The organism is Mesorhizobium sp. M0019 (assembly GCF_040323975.1).
Classification (GTDB): domain Bacteria; phylum Pseudomonadota; class Alphaproteobacteria; order Rhizobiales; family Rhizobiaceae; genus Mesorhizobium.
Genome location: NZ_JAMYVK010000066.1, coordinates 1 through 15727, shown reverse-complemented (window position 1 = coordinate 15727; position 15727 = coordinate 1). Strand labels below are relative to the sequence as shown.

Sequence of the window (15727 nt, the reverse complement as noted above, 5' to 3'; positions counted from 1 at the left end):
GCCAACATCACTTTGCACCGCGGCCGGGGGGTTCGCACATGCCGACGCTTTATGCGCTGAAACCGGCCTTCCAGGCCAGGTTGCGGCCGCTTGCCGACGGCCTGGCCAGAGCCGGCGTCACCGCCAACCAGATCACGTTGCTGGCCGCTGCCCTCTCGCTCGCCACCGGCCTTGTGGTGGCAGCCCTTGCCGGCCACCGCGTGGTCTTTCTGCTGATGCCGCTCGTGCTGTTTACGCGAATGGCGCTGAATGCGATCGACGGTATGCTCGCGAGGGAACATGGCCAGGCCTCGAAGCTCGGCATGTATCTCAACGAGCTCTGCGATATTATCTCCGACCTCGCTTTGATCCTGGCCTTTGCCGTCATTTTTCCTGCCTGGGGCGTCGTTGCATTTGCGATCGCGGCTATGATCACGGAGTTCGCCGGCGTGCTCGGCATCGCCGCAGGAACCGGGCGCAACTATGCCGGCCCGTTCGGCAAAAGCGACCGGGCGCTGGCGCTCGGCATCCTCGCCGTGCTTATCGCGTCCGGCCTGTGGGTCCCGGCGCTCACGCCGCTCGTGTTTCCGGCCATGGCTACACTCTCGCTGGCGACCGCCATCAACCGGATACGCAGCGGCCTTAACGGGAGCGGCAGCTGAATTCCGGTCTCGCCAGGGAGAACAACATGCTTCACCAACAGACGGTTGCCGCAGTGGGTCCTGCCAACATCGAGCGGGTGGCGCAGGAGCGCAGCTTCAAGAGCCATGACGGCACCGAGATCTTTTACCGCTGTTGGCCGGCGCTGTCGGAACACCGCAAGGGTGCCATCCTGCTGTTCCACCGCGGCCACGAGCATGGCGGCCGCATGGCGCATCTGGTCGACGAGCTCGAGATGCCCGACCACGCCTTCTATGCCTGGGATGCGCGCGGCAATGGCCGCTCCGCCGGCGAACGCGGCTATGCGCCGTCCTTTGCGGCGCTGGTGCGCGACACCGATTGTTTCGTGCGCGAGATTGGCAGCGACGGCTTTGCCCGGCGCGACATCGCGCTGATCGCGCAATCCTTCGGCGCCGTGCTTGCCGCCGCCTGGGTGCACGATTACGCGCCCGACATTCGCGCCCTGGTGCTGGCCTCGCCGGCCTTCTCGGTCAAGCTCTACGTGCCCTTCGCCAAGCAAGGCATTGCGTTGTGGCAGAAGCTGAAGGGCCGCTTCTTCGTCAATTCCTACGTCAAGGCGAAATTCCTGACGCATGACCCCGAGCGCATCGCCTCCTTCGACGCCGACCCGCTGATCGCCCGGCCGATCGCCTCCAACATCCTGGTCGAGCTCTACGACCATGCCGCGCGCATCGTCGCCGACGCCCGCGCCATCACTGTGCCGACACAGCTTCTGATCTCCGGCAGCGACTGGGTGGTGCGGCATGGACCGCAGCACGAGTTTTTCGTCAATCTGGCGAGCCCGGCCAAGGAGCGGCACGTGCTGCCCGGCTTCTTCCACGACACGCTGGGCGAGCGCGACCGCCACAAGGCACTCGACCTGATCAGGCCCTTCCTCGAAAAGCAGTTCGCGGCGCCGGAAGAGCCGGTCGACCTGACCTGGGCCGACCGTGCCGGCTACACGCGCGACGAGGCCGACCGGCTGGCCTCGCCGCTGCCGCTGCTGTCGCTAAGGGGCCTCTACTGGGCAATGAGCCGCGCTTCGATCCGCATGGGCGCCTGGCTGTCGTCCGGCATGAAGACGGGGATTGCCACCGGCTTCGATTCCGGCTCGACGCTCGACTATGTCTACGAGAACGAGGCGCGCGGCATCAGCCCCATTGGCCGCATGATCGACCGCACCTTTCTCGATGCCATCGGCTGGCGCGGCATCCGCCAGCGCAAGCTGCATCTGGAAGAGCTGATCGGCAGCGCCGCCGCCTCGCTCAAGGCCGCCGGCCGGCCAGTCCATATCGTCGATATCGCCGCCGGCCATGGCCGCTATGTGCTCGATGCCGTGCAGAAATGCGCCGCGCCGCAGGCAAGCGTGCGGCTACAGGATTTCTCCGAGCTGAACGTCTCGCTCGGCCGCAAGCTGATCGCCGAGCGCAAGCTGCCGGCGACCGTCTCGTTCCATCAAGGTGACGCCTTCGACGCCACGATGCTGGCCGGGCTCGACCCGGCGCCGGATCTCGCCATCGTCTCAGGGCTCTACGAACTGTTTTCCGACAATGCCATGATCGCCCGCTCGCTCGGTGGACTGGCCAGCGCCATGCAGCCCGGAAGCCTGCTCGTCTACACCAACCAGCCTTGGCATCCGCAGCTCGAGATGATCGCGCGCAGCCTGACCTCGCATCGCGGCGGCCAGGCTTGGGTGATGCGCCGCCGCACGCAGACCGAGATGGACCAGTTGGTGGCGGCCGCCGGCTTCGAGAAGCTCGACCAGCGCATCGACCAGTGGGGCATCTTCACCGTTTCGGTCGCGCGGCGCGTCTGAGCATGAACTTGCCTGCCTCTGCCTTACCTCGCGATGCCCCTGCCCTTCCGGCCTTGCCGCACGAGCCGTATGCCGGGATAGTCCTGCGCGCCGCGCTGTGGCTGGCATTTCTGGCGCCGTTCTTCTACGCCACCTACGGCTTCGCCAACTGGCTGGCGTCGCGGCGCGACGACGTCGGCAGCATCGTGTTCGGCTGGGAGCATGGCGTCCCGTTCCTTGCCTGGACGATCGTGCCCTACTGGTCGATCAACCTGTTCTATGGCTTGTCGTTGCTGTTGAACAATTCGAAGAGCGGCGTCGACCGCCTTGCCGGCCGCTATCTGACGGCACAGATCGTCGCCGTCGCCTGCTTCATCCTGTTCCCGCTGACTGCGACGTTCGTGCGCCCGCAGACGAGCGGCCTGCCCGGCTTCATGTTCGCCGTGCTCGGTGGCTTCGACAAACCCTTCAACCAGGTGCCGTCGCTGCATATCGCGCTGCTGGTCATCATCTGGGACCATTGGCGTCACAGATTGACCGGCATCGCCGGCGTCGCCTGGCATGCCTGGTGTTTCCTGATCGGCGCCTCGGTGCTGACGACGTGGCAGCACCATTTCATCGACATACCGACCGGCGCGCTGCTCGGCCTTTTCGCGCTGTGGCTGTTTCCGCGCGACGGCGAGCTGCCGTTCGCCGGCTTCCGCCTGACCGCCGACCCGAAGGCGCGGCGGCTGGCGCTGTTCTATGCGCTCGGCGCAACCCTTGCGCTGGCCGGCGCCGCTGCCGGGGCATTGGTCTCGGCGCTATGGCTCATCCTGTTGTGGCCGGCACTGGCGCTGGCCATAGTCGCTTTCGTCTATGCCGGCGCCGGCGCCAAGGTGTTCCAGAAAACAGCCGATGGCCGCGTGTCGCTGGCCAGCCGTCTTCTGCTGTGGCCTTACCGGGTTGCCGCCAAGGTCAATGTGTGGGCATGGACGCGAAAGCTTCCGGCGCAGATCGTCATTGCCGATGGTGTTTCCCTTGGCCGTTTTCCGACCGCCGCCGAGGCCGACGCCTTCGGCACGGTGATCGACCTTGCCGGCGAATTGGAAAGGCCGCGTGGCGCCTCGATCCACTGGTTGAGCCTGCCCATGGTCGACCTTTTGCCGCCGTCTCGCGAGGCGCGTGCGCAAGCGGTGGCGGCGATCGAGGCGGCGCAGAACCAGGGCACGGTGCTGGTCTGCTGTGCGGTCGGCTTCCAGCGCAGCGCCGCCGTCGTCGCCGAATGGCTGGTCGCCAGCGGCCGGGCCGCCACGCCGGATCAGGCGCGAGGCCAGCTCGCCGCCGCGGGCCGGCCTGTGCATCTTGGCATGGACGCGGCGACATGACCGCCTATCGTGACAAGGCCGAAGCGTTCGCCGCCGGGCTGATGGTGCAGGTGGCATGGCCGCTGCTGTTGATTGCTGCTGCCTTGCTGGCGGCGCCGGTCATCGGCCTGGCGGCTGCGCCGCAAACATCGTCGCTGTCCGCGGCGGCCTGGCTGATCGCCGCCGCGGGTGCCATAGCCACAATTATTCTCTCGGCCCTGCTTTTGTTCGACGCGCTGCTGTTCCGGCTGATGGCCAGCCACGCCAGCGAGGCAGGCGGCGGTGCGGCGATCGACGACGTGCTGGCGCGCATGCGGCTGAAACCCACGGCGGCCGGCGGCCGCTCGCTCGACCAGCGGATGGCCGGCACGCGCCGTCTGCTCGCCAAGCAGCGCATCGCCTTCAGCCTGTTCGCGGCGGCCTCGGTCGTCGCGGCATTCCTTTGAGCCCGTCCATGACAAAGCTTCGCGTCAGCACCTATACCCTGCTGCAGACGGTGACCTCGGTCGGCCTGTCGGCACTGGCCTGGGTGGTCACCGGCGTGCGGCCGATCTGGAACGGCAGCCAGCCATCGGACCGGCAGCGCATCTACTTCGCCAACCATGCCAGCCACGGCGATTTCATTCTGCTGTCGGCCTGCCTCAGCGAGAAGGAGCGCGCCCGTACCCATGCGGTGGCGGCCGCCGATTATTGGGGCAAGACGCGGCTGCGCCGTTTCATTGCGGAGGACATGCTGTCTTCCGTGCTGATCCACCGGCAGTGGACGGATGAAACGCAGCACCCGATCTCGATCATGCTGTCGGTGCTCGACCAGGGCCATTCGCTGATCCTGTTTCCCGAAGGCACGCGCAACATGACCGACGAACCGCTCCTGCCGTTCCGCTCCGGCCTCTACAATCTGTCGATGGCGCGGCCCGATGTCGAGCTCATCCCGTGCTGGATCGAGAACATGTCGCGGGTGCTGCCCAAGGGCCAATTCGTGCCGGTGCCGCTGCTTTGCCGCGTCGTCTTCGGCGCGCCGATCGCCATTCAACCGGGTGAGGAACGCCGCGCCTTTCTCGACCGCGCCCGCGAAACGCTGCTGGCGCTCAACCCCCGGCCGCAGCGAGACGATTGAGGACCAAGGCAAAATGCTGCCGATGATGCACGAAACCCTCATTCTGATTGTCGGCCTGCTGGCGGTGCTGATCAGTGCCAGCGTCGTCGCCGGCGTCTTGTCATGGCGCGCGCCAAAGCCGTTGTCGCCGACGCTGGTCAACCTCACCCAGCGCATCAATGCCTGGTGGGTGATGGTGGTGGCGATCACCGTCGCCTTCTTCTTCGGCCGCCCCGGCATGACCATCCTGTTCGCGCTGATTTCGTTCGCCGCGTTGCGCGAATTCGTGACGCTGACGCACAGCCGCCGCAGCGACCACTGGGTGCTGCTCGGCATGTTCGGCATCGTCATCCCGTTCCAGTACTGGTTGGTGTGGACCGCCTGGTACGGTCTCTTCACCATCTTCATCCCGGTCTACTGCTTCCTGCTGATGCCGGCGATCACCGCGCTGCACGGCGACACCGAGCGCTTTCTCGAGCGCGTCTCGGCGCAGCAATGGGCGGTGATGATTTCGGTCTACTGCGTCAGCCACGTGCCGGCGCTGCTGACGCTCGAGGTGCCAGGCTTCGAAGGCCGCAACCTGTTGCTGATCGCTTTCCTGATCATCACCGTGCAAGGCAGCGACGTGCTGCAATATATTTTCGGCAAGCTGTTCGGCCGGCATCTCCTGGCGCCGACGGTCTCGCCGTCGAAGACTTGGGAGGGGCTGGTCGGCGGGCTGGCGGCATCGAGCCTGCTCGGCGCGCTGCTGTCGTTCCTGACGCCGTTCTCGCCGCTGCAGGCAGCCGGCGTCGCCTTCATCGCCTGCCTGATGGGCTTCCTTGGCGGGCTGGTCGCCTCCGCCATCAAGCGCGATCAAGGCGTCAAGGACTGGGGCCATCTGATCGAAGGCCATGGCGGCATGATGGACCGTGCCGACAGCCTGGTCTTCGCCGCCCCGGTCTTCTTCCATACGGTGCGCTATTTCTGGACTGTATGAAGGTTGGCGCCGTTTGCCGCGGCGGACGGTTCAGCGCGACCTTGCGAAGACAACCTGATCCGTTTCGTTATTACCACTTTCGCGAAAGCGGTAATAACCCGACCTGCCGCAGTCTTCGCCGCGCTCATTTTGCCGCGGCGAGCGGCTCTTTCTTGCGCGCCGGCGTCAGGCGGCGCATGCGGCGTTTGGCGGTGGTCTTCAGCGCCACCGGCGGAGCGCTGGACAACGCACCGAGCACCGCGCCTACCATGCCGTGTGCGACGAAATCGGCGTTGATCTCGTTGGCCAATCTGGCATCTGCCTCCTGGTTGTCGCTGTCGGCTTCCGACCACAAGACGATGCCCACTCGCAACCTTGGTTTGGCGCGTTTCAGCCGACGGACCAGGAACCGCCCGTGCTTGACGGAATCCCGGTTCAAAAATCCGACGACGACACTATCGACGGGGTCGAGCTCAAGGCGGCGAATGCTCCCCGGTTCCATCTCGGCGAAGCTCGCTCTCAACACCGTAGCGCCCTGGACTTCGAGCACCTGCGCCAGCATAGCGGCAGCCGCGTCGTCGAGTTCGCCGCGCCCTCCGGCGCACAGCACCGACATGCCCGTGCCATCCGGCAGTTCGGTGTCTTCCTCGCCCTGAACCTCCCCCGGAACGTGCTTGTCCTCGCGTGAGCCGTTGTCCTCGGCCGCGGCCGTATCGTCCGCTTCCGCCTCCTCCTGCGCGCTGTCGTCGAGGTTCGCCACCATCGTCAGCGCGCTGCCCGCGACCTGCTGTCTTTGCTCATCGCTCAACACACCACGCACCCGGTCCTGCTCGCCGAGCAGAAGTGCGGGAATCGCGACCTTGTCGTAGAACTCGACCAGATATTCTTCCTCCAGCATCTCCTCGGCATGGTCCGTCGCTTCCTCGGGATCGCCGGCCAGCAGCCGCTGGTAAAGCCGGGCGTGCGGTTCGAGCACGGGTTCGTTGCCGAACAGAACGTCGAGGAATTCGAACTGCGGCACATGGCGGCCGAGCACGACGAGGCAGACCGTGAGCGGCGTCGACAGAACCAGGCCCAATGGCCCCCAAAGCCAGGTCCAGAAGATCGCCGCAACGATGATGGCCAATGGCGACAGCCCGGTGCGCGAGCCGTAGAGCCAAGGTTCGATCACGTTGCCGGTGATCAGTTCCACCACGACGAAAAGCCCTGCAGTCCAGAGCACGAGCGACCAGCCGGGCGCCACGGCCAGCGCCAGGAACAGAGGCAACAGCGTCGCTATGACCGGGCCGATATAGGGAACGAAGCGCAGCGCCAGCGCCAGCAAGCCCCACAGCAATGGATTGGGTATGCCCAGCAGCCAAAGTCCGATTGCAATCGGGACGGCATAGACGATGTTCACGACCAGTTGCATGAGCAGATAGCGGCCGACGCGCTTGCCGGCATCCTGCAGCGCCTCGGTGGTTCGGTGCAGATCGCCGTAGCCGACGAGGCGTATGAAACGATCGCGCAGGTCCTCCCGCTCCAGCAGCATGAATATGACGACCACGACGATCAGTCCGGCCGATGCCAGCGGGCTCAGCAGCGGGCCGATCAGATTCTGGAGAACCTCGAGCGGTCGTTCGCGCGCGACGATTTCGACCGGGATCGGTTCCCGCGGAGGCTGATCGGCGGCGGGTTGTGCGGGCTCGGGTCTGTCGAGCTCCTGGCCGACGCGTTCGATCACCCGGCTCAATCTGGAAACGATGCCGCCGCCGACGCCGGTTTCCTTGAGCGACCGGACCTTGGTCAGGATATTCGCCTGGTAAAGCGGAATGTTCTGCGCCAGTTCACTGACCTGCGTGGCGACGATGAAGGAGAACAGAGCCAGCACCGTGAATGCGCCGAGCACACTGGCGATCACGGCAGGAAGACGCGGAATGCCGGCTCGCTTGAGTGCCGACACCATGGGCACGAGCGCAAAGGTAAGCAGCAGCGCGATTGCGATCGGCAGAAAGACCTCGCGCCCGAAATAGAGGGCCGCGACGGCCGTCACGACCGACGCTACGCTGGGCAACGATGTGCGCGGAAGCGCCCTGGCCGCGGAAACAATGCCCGCCCGCCGGGGCTCCGACAGGTGCGCGTCGTTTCGACGATTTGCCGCCACTTGATACCTCCGCCCCGCCGTCGCCATGATCGGGCATATTGAGCCGGCGTGCAACTTCGCAGCGTCTCACCCAGCTGGACGCCGATTGCCCTGGTCGGCAGCGCGGCAAATTCAGTCATGGTAGAATTTTTTGCATTAATGACGTCACGGGCAATCCTGTTCCATGTCTGCGCCAGAACGTGGAACTTTTGGGTCAAAACACCGTTCCTTCGTAGATCGCTGATGGACAACCTCAAAGCAGCAGCTCAGGAGGAATGATCATGAACATCAAGACGCTTTGCATGGGCGCGATGGCGCTTTCGATGATGACCGGCGCAGCGCTTGCCGCCGGTGCCACTGGCACTTCGGCGCTCGACGATCCGCAGAAAATGAACCCCTTCTTCACCGACGCCGGCATGAAGACCATGAAGTCGGAAGCCGAATTCAAGGCGGCATGGATGGCCATGTCCACGAGCGACCGAGCCATGATGTTGAAGGAATGCAGCGACGCAGGCATTGCCACGATGCATGCCGACTTCTGCAAGATGGCCAACCAGCTCGGTGGCGCCAACAAGTGATCGTTGCCAATTGAAATAACGCACCAAGCGAAAGGGCGGGCAGGTCTGTCACTGCGATCTTCCTGTCCGCACGGGCGGGCGCTCATCTATTTGAACTCGTGCCGGAATATCCGCGTAAAAGGCCACGACTTCGATTGCCGTGGCGCCATTGGCATGGCCTGGCCTGAGCGCATGTCGCGAAGCGGCAATGCCACTACCGCCCAGGGGTCCCAGTCTGCTCACAATCCGGGTTTTCCGGTCGGCCGTCCGCCTGGCATTAGCGGCCGGCACGCTTGGTTACCGGCACGCTGCCCCCGGCACGCTTGACCTCGCCGCCAACCGTGGGATAGGCCGGGTAATGAGCCAACCACCTCCGCACCGGAGTCCCACGAAAGACCTGCCATGAACGACGCGATCATAAGAGACAGCAATGGCACGGCGCTGCACGAGGGCGACTCCGTGACCCTGATCAAGGATCTCAAGGTCAAAGGCACGTCGGAGACGATCAAGCGCGGCACGCTGGTGAAGAATATTCGCCTCACCGGCAATCCCGGCGAGATCGAATGCAGCACCAGGCAGGTGAAGGGCCTGGTGCTGAAGACCGAGTTTTTGAAAAAGGCGTGATCGCCTCGGCACCCTTCGCTTCGCTTCCATATCAGTCGCTCTCGAATCGCTCATGTGAGTGAATCGCCCACGCGAGGAACTGGAGGAGCCGCGCCCTCCCCCTATGTTGCACTGCGTTAGATTTGTTGCATTGCAATATCGTCGCATCGGGTCGAGCCTCTGCGAGGTGGGCATTCCTTGCATGAGGTGATTGTGTCGGCATCATTTCGGCCTGACATCGAAGGGCTGCGCGCGCTGGCGGTGGCGGGTGTCATCGCCTTCCATTTTGGTCTGTCCGGCCTGCCCGGCGGCTTTGCCGGCGTCGACATCTTCTTCGTCATCTCCGGCTATCTGATCACCCGTCACCTGGTTACGGAAATCACCGAGACCGGGCGGCTGAACCTCTGGCGCTTCTACGCCCGGCGCGCCCGGCGCCTGTTGCCGGCGGCACTGTTCGTCATCCTCGCCACGCTGTTCACGGGTTACTTCATCCTGTCGCCGGAGGAACAGGCGCTTTATTCGAAAGGCGCCATGTTCGCCTCCGCCTACATGATCAACCTTTGGCTGATCCGCTGGTCGTTCGACTATTTCGCCGCCGACGCCACCAACAACCCGTTCATCCACTTCTGGTCGCTCTCGGTCGAGGAACAGTTCTATTTGGCATGGCCGGCGCTGCTTCTCGCCGCCGCTTGGCTGCGTCCCGGCAAGCGCGCCGCTATAATCGTCATCGGCGTCGCCGGCGCGGCCTCCTTCGCCGCCTGCGCCTGGCTGACGGAAGTGTCGCAGCCCTGGGCGTTCTATTTCTCGCCGCTCAGGGCCTGGGAATTCGCCGCCGGCGGCCTCGCGACCATGGCGCCGGCAAAGATCTGGCGCGACCGGCCGCTGCTGGCCACGCTCCAGGCATGCCTCGGTCTGGCGCTGATCGCCTGGGCCTATCTGATGCTGGACGAAGACTCGCCGTTCCCCGGGGTGAATGCGCTGGCGCCTGTTGCCGGCACCGTGCTGCTGCTGCTCAGCGGCAGCGGCGGCCGCAATCTGCCGAGCGCCGTGCTGGCGCTGCCGCCCATGCAATGGTTGGGCCGGCTGTCCTATTCGCTCTATCTCTGGCACTGGCCGGTCATCGTCTATGCGGCGATGGTGGTTCCCAGCCTGTCCATCCTGGACCGCCTTGCCTGCGCGGCGCTGACGCTGCTTCTATCGATGTTCACCTATCATTTCATCGAGAACCCGATCCGCCGCAACGGCTGGCTGATGGCCGGAGCAGCGCGGGCGCTGGTGCCCGCCGTCGCGCTGACCGGCGCCGGCGTGGTCGCGGCCTATGGCAATGCGCGCTTTGCCGAGCACAATCTCAGCCCCGAACAGCACGTCATCGCCGACAGCGCCGCCCAGCTCTCCACCGTGCGCGCGAGCAATGGCGGCTGCGTGCTCGATTTCGAGACCGTCAAGCCGAAGCCCTGCATGTTCGGCCGCAAGGATGCCCAGCGCTCGGTCGTGCTGTTCGGCGACTCGCATGCCGACCATTGGTCGACGCCGCTGATCAAGGCGGCCGAGAAGAACAATTTTCGCGTCGTCACCTTTCTCAAATCCTCCTGCCGGGCTTCGCGGGTGACGACCTGGAACTGGCGGCTGAAGCGCGACTACACCGAATGCGATCAATGGCGCGAGCAGTCGGTCAAGGACATCATCGCGCTCCACCCGCAACTGGTGGTGATCTCGGAGTTCTCGATCGGAAATGTGATGAAAGAATCGCCCGAGGAGTTGAAGCACGCCGATTGGCAAGCGCAGTGGCGGACCGGCCTCAGCTGGACGCTTCAAGCCTTCAGCCAGGCCGGCATCAAGGTCGCGGTCATCAGGGACGTTCCCTACAATGCAAGCTACGCCGACAAATGCGTGGCGCGGGCGCTGTGGCGGGGCCAGACGCCCGCGACATGCGACACGCCGAGGATCATGGCGGCAAACGACGACATCGCCACCATCGAGCGCGATATCGTGCGCTCGACACCGAACGCTGCTTACATCGACATGACCGACCGCTTTTGCGACCAGACCACCTGCCATGTCTTCATCGACGGCAAACTAGCCTTCCGCGACCGCCACCACTTGGCGACGCCCTTCGCCGAAACGCTGGAACCGGCAGTGGAGCGGGCGCTGTTTTCGGATGTGATGGCGGCGGCCGTAAAGTAACGGTTCCGGATCTTGTCGGATCACGACCCAGCCCTCGGCAAGCAACCATGCGGGGGTCAGCTAAGGATAAGACCCGCCAGGAAAACCGTAAGGATAAGCGACAGCGGAACTGCAAGAAGGCAGCACAGCTCGAAAGCTCGCCAAGAAGTCATTGGGCGCTTTTCCATGTTGGCCTCCTCCCTCAACGGCCAGACCGAGACGGCAGTTCCGCTTAGATAGTGCTCACCCCCACCACTCATCATGCAATTGGCGCAACTCGTTCCGCTTCCTGGTCATCCATCGTGCACGCGCCAGATGTGTCGCCCACGCCCGGAAAGCCCTCTCCGGCTCCTGCTCCGGATCAATGTGCAGAACGATGCGGGCGACCTCACGCCAATCGGTCCCTTCAGCCGACGCGTCGAGCAGCCGGATATAAGTAAGCATGCGATCTTCGTCATAACCGGTCGGCACTGAAGACGTCGGCGCTGCGTTCGCGATATGAGAGTTTGGCTGCTTTGGCATTGCGACCTACCAGCAATGGCGCACCGTAGCAGCCTATGAAGAAGCCTGCGCCCTTTGATCGGAGGATGCGGATCGCGATTCGCCCCGACAGTCGACAAATGCGGACCTCGGGCGGGGGTTCCCCGCCCAGCTGGTCTCACGCCTCACCAAGTCGTGATCGGGTCGAGGCAATGTATCTATTTTAGTGGAACCTAATTTAGTCGACGCAATTATGCGTGCGTGAGAAAGCGTGAAATCCAGACCGTCACTGAAAGCCGGCTATCGCGAGATCAGTTGGCCGATGATCCAGTGATTGCAGTCGATTTGACGGAACGGATATTACAGGCGGCCGACAACGACAGGATTGTCTGCCTCGTCGTGGCAACGGAGCAGCTGGAAACCGACCGCATCGAGAAAGCGGAGCCTAAGGAGACCAGGATTGCCGCAAGCTTCGTCCGGGACTTTGAGGTAATGCTGCTTGTTCTTTATGCGGCCTACGCCCTCGCTGTGCTGGGTGCGACCGCGTTCGTTTTGCTGGAATTGGGCCATGTTCTGTAGGCAGACGTCGGCAAAAGACGGGACTGACGCGCGATTGCCGCTGTTTGATGAGAGGAGCGGCCACGCTGCGTCGACGATCCGACCCCGGCGCAGCCAGCGGCGTTTTCGCGCCAGCAGGCGCTAAACTTCGGGCTCGTCCGTTCGTTACATCTTGCCAATCTATGGAACGAGGCTGCCCCTCGGGGGTTTTTCTATTAGAGGGACGTTAAAGAAGGAGGTAGCTATGAAGAAGCTCCTGCTTGCCTCGGTGATCGCCATCGCCTCGGCGGCTTCCGTGATCGGCCCGGCGAATGCCGGTGGCAGCGTCACGATCGGCATCGGCAACGGCTATGACGACGACTATTATTATCGCCACCATCGGTATTCCGATTACGACGATGAGTACGTCCCCCGTTACCGCTATGATGTCTACGACGAGGACTACAGGCCGCGCTACCGGTACCACCGGCGCTGTCATACCGAAGTCGTCAAGCACTGGCGCCATCACCACCGGGTTATCGAAAGAATCCGTGTCTGCCGTCGTTGACGGATCGATCCGGCCGGTATTGCCGGCCGGATCGGCGGGCTCCTCACCTCGGCTTGCGCATCAGCATCATGCCGTAATGCACGGCCAATATGTCGAGCCCGATCTTGAGTAGTTTCACCACCACGTCGCGCGGCTCGCCGGCCTGTTCGGCCAGGCTCTTGACCGTTGCGTCGGCACAGCAGACCTTTTGCACGATGCCGGCGATCTCCCAATGGACAAGCGCCCTGGTGGCCTCGGCATGGTCGCGACCGGCGGACAGGATGTGTTCGGCGACGCCGCTGCCGGTGCGGCCGCCGTCGACGCGCTCGGCCCAAGCCATCGGCTTGGCGGTTGCCTCGGACGAGTTGCGGAAATCCTGGCGATAGCGCATGCCCGCCTCGCGCTGCTGGCGCGACAGCGAGGTGAGGCCGCTCAGCGGGTCGACGTTGCGCACCCGCACGATGCCGCCGGTCGCTGTGTGGCCGTCATTGGAGACCTCATAGAGGCGCGCTCCCTCCTGCGTCCCCTTCGCCAGCCGCTTGCGGCCGAACCGGTCGTCCTTCAGTGCGAAATCATGGCCGATCTCCTTGCGGATGCGCACCTGCTCGGCCTCGCCTTTCGGCAATCTCGGTGGCCTGGCTTTGGCCTTTTGGGCGGTTTTGGTGCTCATCGGCTCGGTCCTCCTGGGTTTTGGTCGTCGGGCTCTGGCGAATTTCCGTCATCCAGCGGGCTCAAATCGCTTCGGCCGGCAGCGTGCGCAGGTAGCGCGCCGCGTGATAGGCGCAGTAGCTTTTCGATGGGTTCGTGCGCAGTCCGCAGCACAGCATGTCCAAACCGGGCCGGCTGCCGGGGGCATCGTTTTCCGCATCCGCCTGCAGCGTCGTGTCGAGCGGGGCGCGGCAGCGCTCGAACAGGCAATCGATGAAGCGCATGGCAACGAAATGCGGCTGGCGGCCGCCGGCGGCGATCGGGCGCGGCGCCGGCATTTCGAGTGGCGCGCCATCGGTCCCGGTGATCCGAGCCGGACCCGGCTGCCATGCCGGCGGCGCCAGCCTGGCCGACAGCCTTGCCGGGCGGCAGCGTGGCTCGGCCTTCGGAGCCGACTCCGCTTGATCAGCAGTGCTTGATGGCTCAGGCGCCGAATTTCCGAGCCGGCCGCCAGAGCGTCGGCCACACCAGCCCTTGGATCTGGCAAGGCCGATGGTGCGCAAACGGGCGGTGCGGTGGACGATGCCGATGATGGCTGCACGCGAGGCCGGGCGGCCGCGCAGCGCGGTCAACCGGGTGGCGATCTTCGCGGCCGACAGTCCGCTCATCAGCCAGTTCTCGATTTGTTCCAGTTCCGAGGCGGAATAGCGGGCGGCCATGATGTTTCATTCCCTGCAAAAATGGTTGTGTGCGGCGCCGGCTTCGCCGGCCTCAGGCTCGAAAGCCGGTCAGCCTTCGCGTGGTCTGCTGCGATCGAGCTTCATCTCGGCCGCCTGCCTTGTTGCGCCGGACACTGCCTTGCCCGTCCGCTCGTCGAAGGCGATGACCGTGCCGTCTTCGGTGCGGGTGCAGGAAACCGCGGCATCCGCATTGCCGGCCGGCAGGTAATTCGTGGCCGGAGCCGTGAGGGGAACGGCTCCGGCCGTTCCGGCCGCTTGCGCTGCCGGATCCGAGGCGCGAGCCTCGGGCATCGTCCCGGCCGGGGAGGAGGACAGCCGCGACGAAGGGGACAGGGTTGGCACATGCATGGCCCCGGCGATCGGTTGCGGTACCACCTCCAGGCGAGCGCTGCCGGCGCGCTGAACGGCGGATTCAAGGACCGAAAGCTGGCGAAGCGACTTGCGCATGCCTACATAAGAGCATAACTCAAATCATAATGCAAGCGATTCTTGCATAGACTAAACCGAATCTTATGCCACAGATGGAGCCATGGCGAAAACTGCACTGTCGATCAAGGTCGGAGCGGCGATCCGCCGGGCGCGCAAGCAGCGCGGCCTGGTGATGCGTCACATTGCCGAGCACAACGACACCGACGTCGCTGCCGTCGGCAATTGGGAGACCGGGCGCAACCTGCCCAAGACCGAGAACCTTTTGAAGACCGCCGCTTTCCTGCGCGTCGACCCGGTGGCACTCGGCAAGGGCGAGGTCGTTTTCCTCGATGATGCCGGACCGGTCGCCGATGCCGAGATCGTCACCGATCCCGGCCCCCTGCCCGCCGGGCCGATGGACATCCAGCTTCTCGGTACCGCCGTCGGCGGCGACGATGGCGACTTTACCTTCAACGGCCAGCCGGCCGGCTATGTCCAGCGGCCGCCGGGGATCCGGCATCTGCGCAATGTGTTTGCGCTGCACGTGCTGAGCGATTCGATGGTGCCGCGCTACGAGCCCGGCGAGATGATCTATTGCGGCGGCCGCGAAGCGTTGCCCGGCGACCATGTGGTGATCGAGACCCTGCCCGAGGAGAACGAGCAAAACGGCAAGGCCTTCATCAAGAAGCTGGTCAAGCGCACCGCCGCCGAGCTGATCGTCGAGCAGTACAACCCGCCCAAGACGCTGTCCTTCAACCGCTACGCCATCAAGAACGTCTTCCGCGTCATCCCGCTCAAGGAATTGCTGGGGTATTGAGGGCTTGTTGCCTTCTCCCCTTGTGGGAGAAGGTGGATCGGCGCACAGCGCCGAGCCGGATGAGGGGTGCTGGAAGGAACGCGGCGGAGGAAATGTAGAAGCGATTTTTAAGCACTTACGCCATCAAGGTAGCGATCCGTCCAACACCCCTCATCCGACCGAGCTTCGCTCGGCTATCTTCTCCCACAAGGGGCTAGCGTGCGCACACATCTGCTTCGGAGAGGTGTCAAGGGAGTTTTGGTTGGGTAGCAGGTTTGGCTTGCGGGGTTGG

The 15727-nt window shown here is 64.3% G+C and carries 17 protein-coding genes; 12 read left to right on the top strand and 5 right to left on the bottom strand.

From position 1 onward, the window contains the following. Nucleotides 1-38 precede the first annotated feature (38 nt). The 6 genes from NKK47_RS31215 to NKK47_RS31190 are packed head-to-tail and all read left to right on the top strand — an operon-like array spanning nt 39 to nt 5855. Complete coding sequence (locus NKK47_RS31215; protein WP_352579498.1) at nt 39-641, top strand: CDP-alcohol phosphatidyltransferase family protein; 603 nt, start codon at nt 39-41, stop codon at nt 639-641. A gap of 26 nt (nt 642-667) precedes the next feature. Then, nucleotides 668-2455, top strand: coding sequence for a bifunctional alpha/beta hydrolase/class I SAM-dependent methyltransferase (locus tag NKK47_RS31210; RefSeq protein WP_352579497.1), 1788 nt, complete (start codon nt 668-670; stop codon nt 2453-2455). A 2-nt stretch (nt 2456-2457) separates the two neighbouring features. Continuing rightward, a complete protein-coding gene (locus NKK47_RS31205) occupies nt 2458-3801 on the top strand; it encodes a phosphatase PAP2/dual specificity phosphatase family protein (RefSeq protein WP_352579496.1) in 1344 nt (447 codons plus the stop codon). Beyond that, nucleotides 3798-4226, top strand: coding sequence for a hypothetical protein (locus NKK47_RS31200; RefSeq protein WP_352579495.1), 429 nt, complete (start codon nt 3798-3800; stop codon nt 4224-4226). The genes NKK47_RS31205 and NKK47_RS31200 overlap by 4 nt, the downstream gene beginning before the upstream one ends. A gap of 8 nt (nt 4227-4234) precedes the next feature. After that, a complete protein-coding gene (locus NKK47_RS31195) occupies nt 4235-4897 on the top strand; it encodes a lysophospholipid acyltransferase family protein (protein ID WP_292664595.1) in 663 nt (220 codons plus the stop codon). A 22-nt stretch (nt 4898-4919) separates the two neighbouring features. Further along, entirely contained in the window at nt 4920-5855 is a 936-nt protein-coding gene (locus NKK47_RS31190; RefSeq protein WP_023675663.1) for a phosphatidate cytidylyltransferase, read from the top strand. Between the two features lie 124 nt (nt 5856-5979). Here the strand turns inward: NKK47_RS31190 and NKK47_RS31185 are convergent, their stop codons facing one another. Then, nucleotides 5980-8004, bottom strand: coding sequence for an AI-2E family transporter (locus NKK47_RS31185; RefSeq protein WP_352579494.1), 2025 nt, complete (start codon nt 8002-8004; stop codon nt 5980-5982). A gap of 233 nt (nt 8005-8237) precedes the next feature. On the opposite strand from NKK47_RS31185, the gene NKK47_RS31180 reads away from it, so the two are divergent. The 3 genes from NKK47_RS31180 to NKK47_RS31170 all read left to right on the top strand — a co-directional run bounded on the left by NKK47_RS31180 (nt 8238) and on the right by NKK47_RS31170 (nt 11300). Continuing rightward, a complete protein-coding gene (locus NKK47_RS31180) occupies nt 8238-8534 on the top strand; it encodes a hypothetical protein (protein WP_023675661.1) in 297 nt (98 codons plus the stop codon). Between the two features lie 381 nt (nt 8535-8915). Then, nucleotides 8916-9137 (top strand): alkylphosphonate utilization protein, encoded by a 222-nt coding sequence (locus NKK47_RS31175; RefSeq protein ID WP_352579493.1) that lies wholly within the window; start codon nt 8916-8918, stop codon nt 9135-9137. A 192-nt stretch (nt 9138-9329) separates the two neighbouring features. Beyond that, a complete protein-coding gene (locus tag NKK47_RS31170; RefSeq protein WP_352579492.1) occupies nt 9330-11300 on the top strand; it encodes an acyltransferase family protein in 1971 nt (656 codons plus the stop codon). Between the two features lie 222 nt (nt 11301-11522). On the opposite strand, the gene NKK47_RS31165 is transcribed toward NKK47_RS31170, so the two are convergent. Continuing rightward, nucleotides 11523-11801 carry a hypothetical protein gene (locus NKK47_RS31165; protein ID WP_352617074.1) on the bottom strand — a complete coding sequence of 93 codons (279 nt, stop codon included), beginning with the start codon at nt 11799-11801 and terminating at the stop codon, nt 11523-11525. A 273-nt stretch (nt 11802-12074) separates the two neighbouring features. On the opposite strand from NKK47_RS31165, the gene NKK47_RS31160 reads away from it, so the two are divergent. After that, on the top strand, nt 12075-12338 hold the full coding sequence (locus NKK47_RS31160; protein WP_352579491.1) for a hypothetical protein: 264 nt from the start codon (nt 12075-12077) through the stop codon (nt 12336-12338). 223 nt (nt 12339-12561) lie between these two features. Beyond that, nucleotides 12562-12864 (top strand): hypothetical protein, encoded by a 303-nt coding sequence (locus tag NKK47_RS31155; RefSeq protein WP_352457316.1) that lies wholly within the window; start codon nt 12562-12564, stop codon nt 12862-12864. A gap of 43 nt (nt 12865-12907) precedes the next feature. Here NKK47_RS31155 and NKK47_RS31150 read toward each other — a convergent pair whose 3' ends face one another. The 3 genes from NKK47_RS31150 to NKK47_RS31140 form a co-directional block, all read right to left on the bottom strand. Beyond that, nucleotides 12908-13513: a DUF6456 domain-containing protein gene (locus NKK47_RS31150; RefSeq protein ID WP_352453502.1), complete on the bottom strand. Its 606-nt coding sequence runs from the start codon at nt 13511-13513 to the stop codon at nt 12908-12910. A 61-nt stretch (nt 13514-13574) separates the two neighbouring features. Further along, a complete protein-coding gene (locus NKK47_RS31145) occupies nt 13575-14210 on the bottom strand; it encodes a high mobility group family protein (RefSeq protein ID WP_352579490.1) in 636 nt (211 codons plus the stop codon). Between the two features lie 69 nt (nt 14211-14279). Beyond that, on the bottom strand, nt 14280-14678 hold the full coding sequence (locus tag NKK47_RS31140) for a hypothetical protein (protein WP_352579489.1): 399 nt from the start codon (nt 14676-14678) through the stop codon (nt 14280-14282). Between the two features lie 82 nt (nt 14679-14760). Here NKK47_RS31140 and NKK47_RS31135 point away from each other — a divergent pair, with 82 nt between their 5' ends. Further along, nucleotides 14761-15456: an XRE family transcriptional regulator gene (locus NKK47_RS31135; protein ID WP_352579488.1), complete on the top strand. Its 696-nt coding sequence runs from the start codon at nt 14761-14763 to the stop codon at nt 15454-15456. Nucleotides 15457-15727 lie beyond the last annotated feature (271 nt).

Bases quoted from the DNA above. Each gene is read 5' to 3' on its own strand.
- NKK47_RS31150 (WP_352453502.1), bottom strand. From the start codon at position 13,513: ATGAGCACCAAAACCGCCCAAAAGGCCAAAGCCAGGCCACCGAGATTG.
- NKK47_RS31205 (WP_352579496.1), top strand. From the start codon at position 2,458: ATGAACTTGCCTGCCTCTGCCTTACCTCGCGATGCCCCTGCCCTTCCG.
- NKK47_RS31195 (WP_292664595.1), top strand. From the start codon at position 4,235: ATGACAAAGCTTCGCGTCAGCACCTATACCCTGCTGCAGACGGTGACC.
- NKK47_RS31155 (WP_352457316.1), top strand. From the start codon at position 12,562: ATGAAGAAGCTCCTGCTTGCCTCGGTGATCGCCATCGCCTCGGCGGCT.
- NKK47_RS31210 (WP_352579497.1), top strand. From the start codon at position 668: ATGCTTCACCAACAGACGGTTGCCGCAGTGGGTCCTGCCAACATCGAG.
- NKK47_RS31215 (WP_352579498.1), top strand. From the start codon at position 39: ATGCCGACGCTTTATGCGCTGAAACCGGCCTTCCAGGCCAGGTTGCGG.
- NKK47_RS31165 (WP_352617074.1), bottom strand. From the start codon at position 11,801: ATGCCAAAGCAGCCAAACTCTCATATCGCGAACGCAGCGCCGACGTCT.
- NKK47_RS31145 (WP_352579490.1), bottom strand. From the start codon at position 14,210: ATGGCCGCCCGCTATTCCGCCTCGGAACTGGAACAAATCGAGAACTGG.
- NKK47_RS31190 (WP_023675663.1), top strand. From the start codon at position 4,920: ATGATGCACGAAACCCTCATTCTGATTGTCGGCCTGCTGGCGGTGCTG.
- NKK47_RS31135 (WP_352579488.1), top strand. From the start codon at position 14,761: ATGGCGAAAACTGCACTGTCGATCAAGGTCGGAGCGGCGATCCGCCGG.
- NKK47_RS31175 (WP_352579493.1), top strand. From the start codon at position 8,916: ATGAACGACGCGATCATAAGAGACAGCAATGGCACGGCGCTGCACGAG.
- NKK47_RS31180 (WP_023675661.1), top strand. From the start codon at position 8,238: ATGAACATCAAGACGCTTTGCATGGGCGCGATGGCGCTTTCGATGATG.
- NKK47_RS31200 (WP_352579495.1), top strand. From the start codon at position 3,798: ATGACCGCCTATCGTGACAAGGCCGAAGCGTTCGCCGCCGGGCTGATG.
- NKK47_RS31185 (WP_352579494.1), bottom strand. From the start codon at position 8,004: ATGGCGACGGCGGGGCGGAGGTATCAAGTGGCGGCAAATCGTCGAAAC.
- NKK47_RS31140 (WP_352579489.1), bottom strand. From the start codon at position 14,678: ATGCGCAAGTCGCTTCGCCAGCTTTCGGTCCTTGAATCCGCCGTTCAG.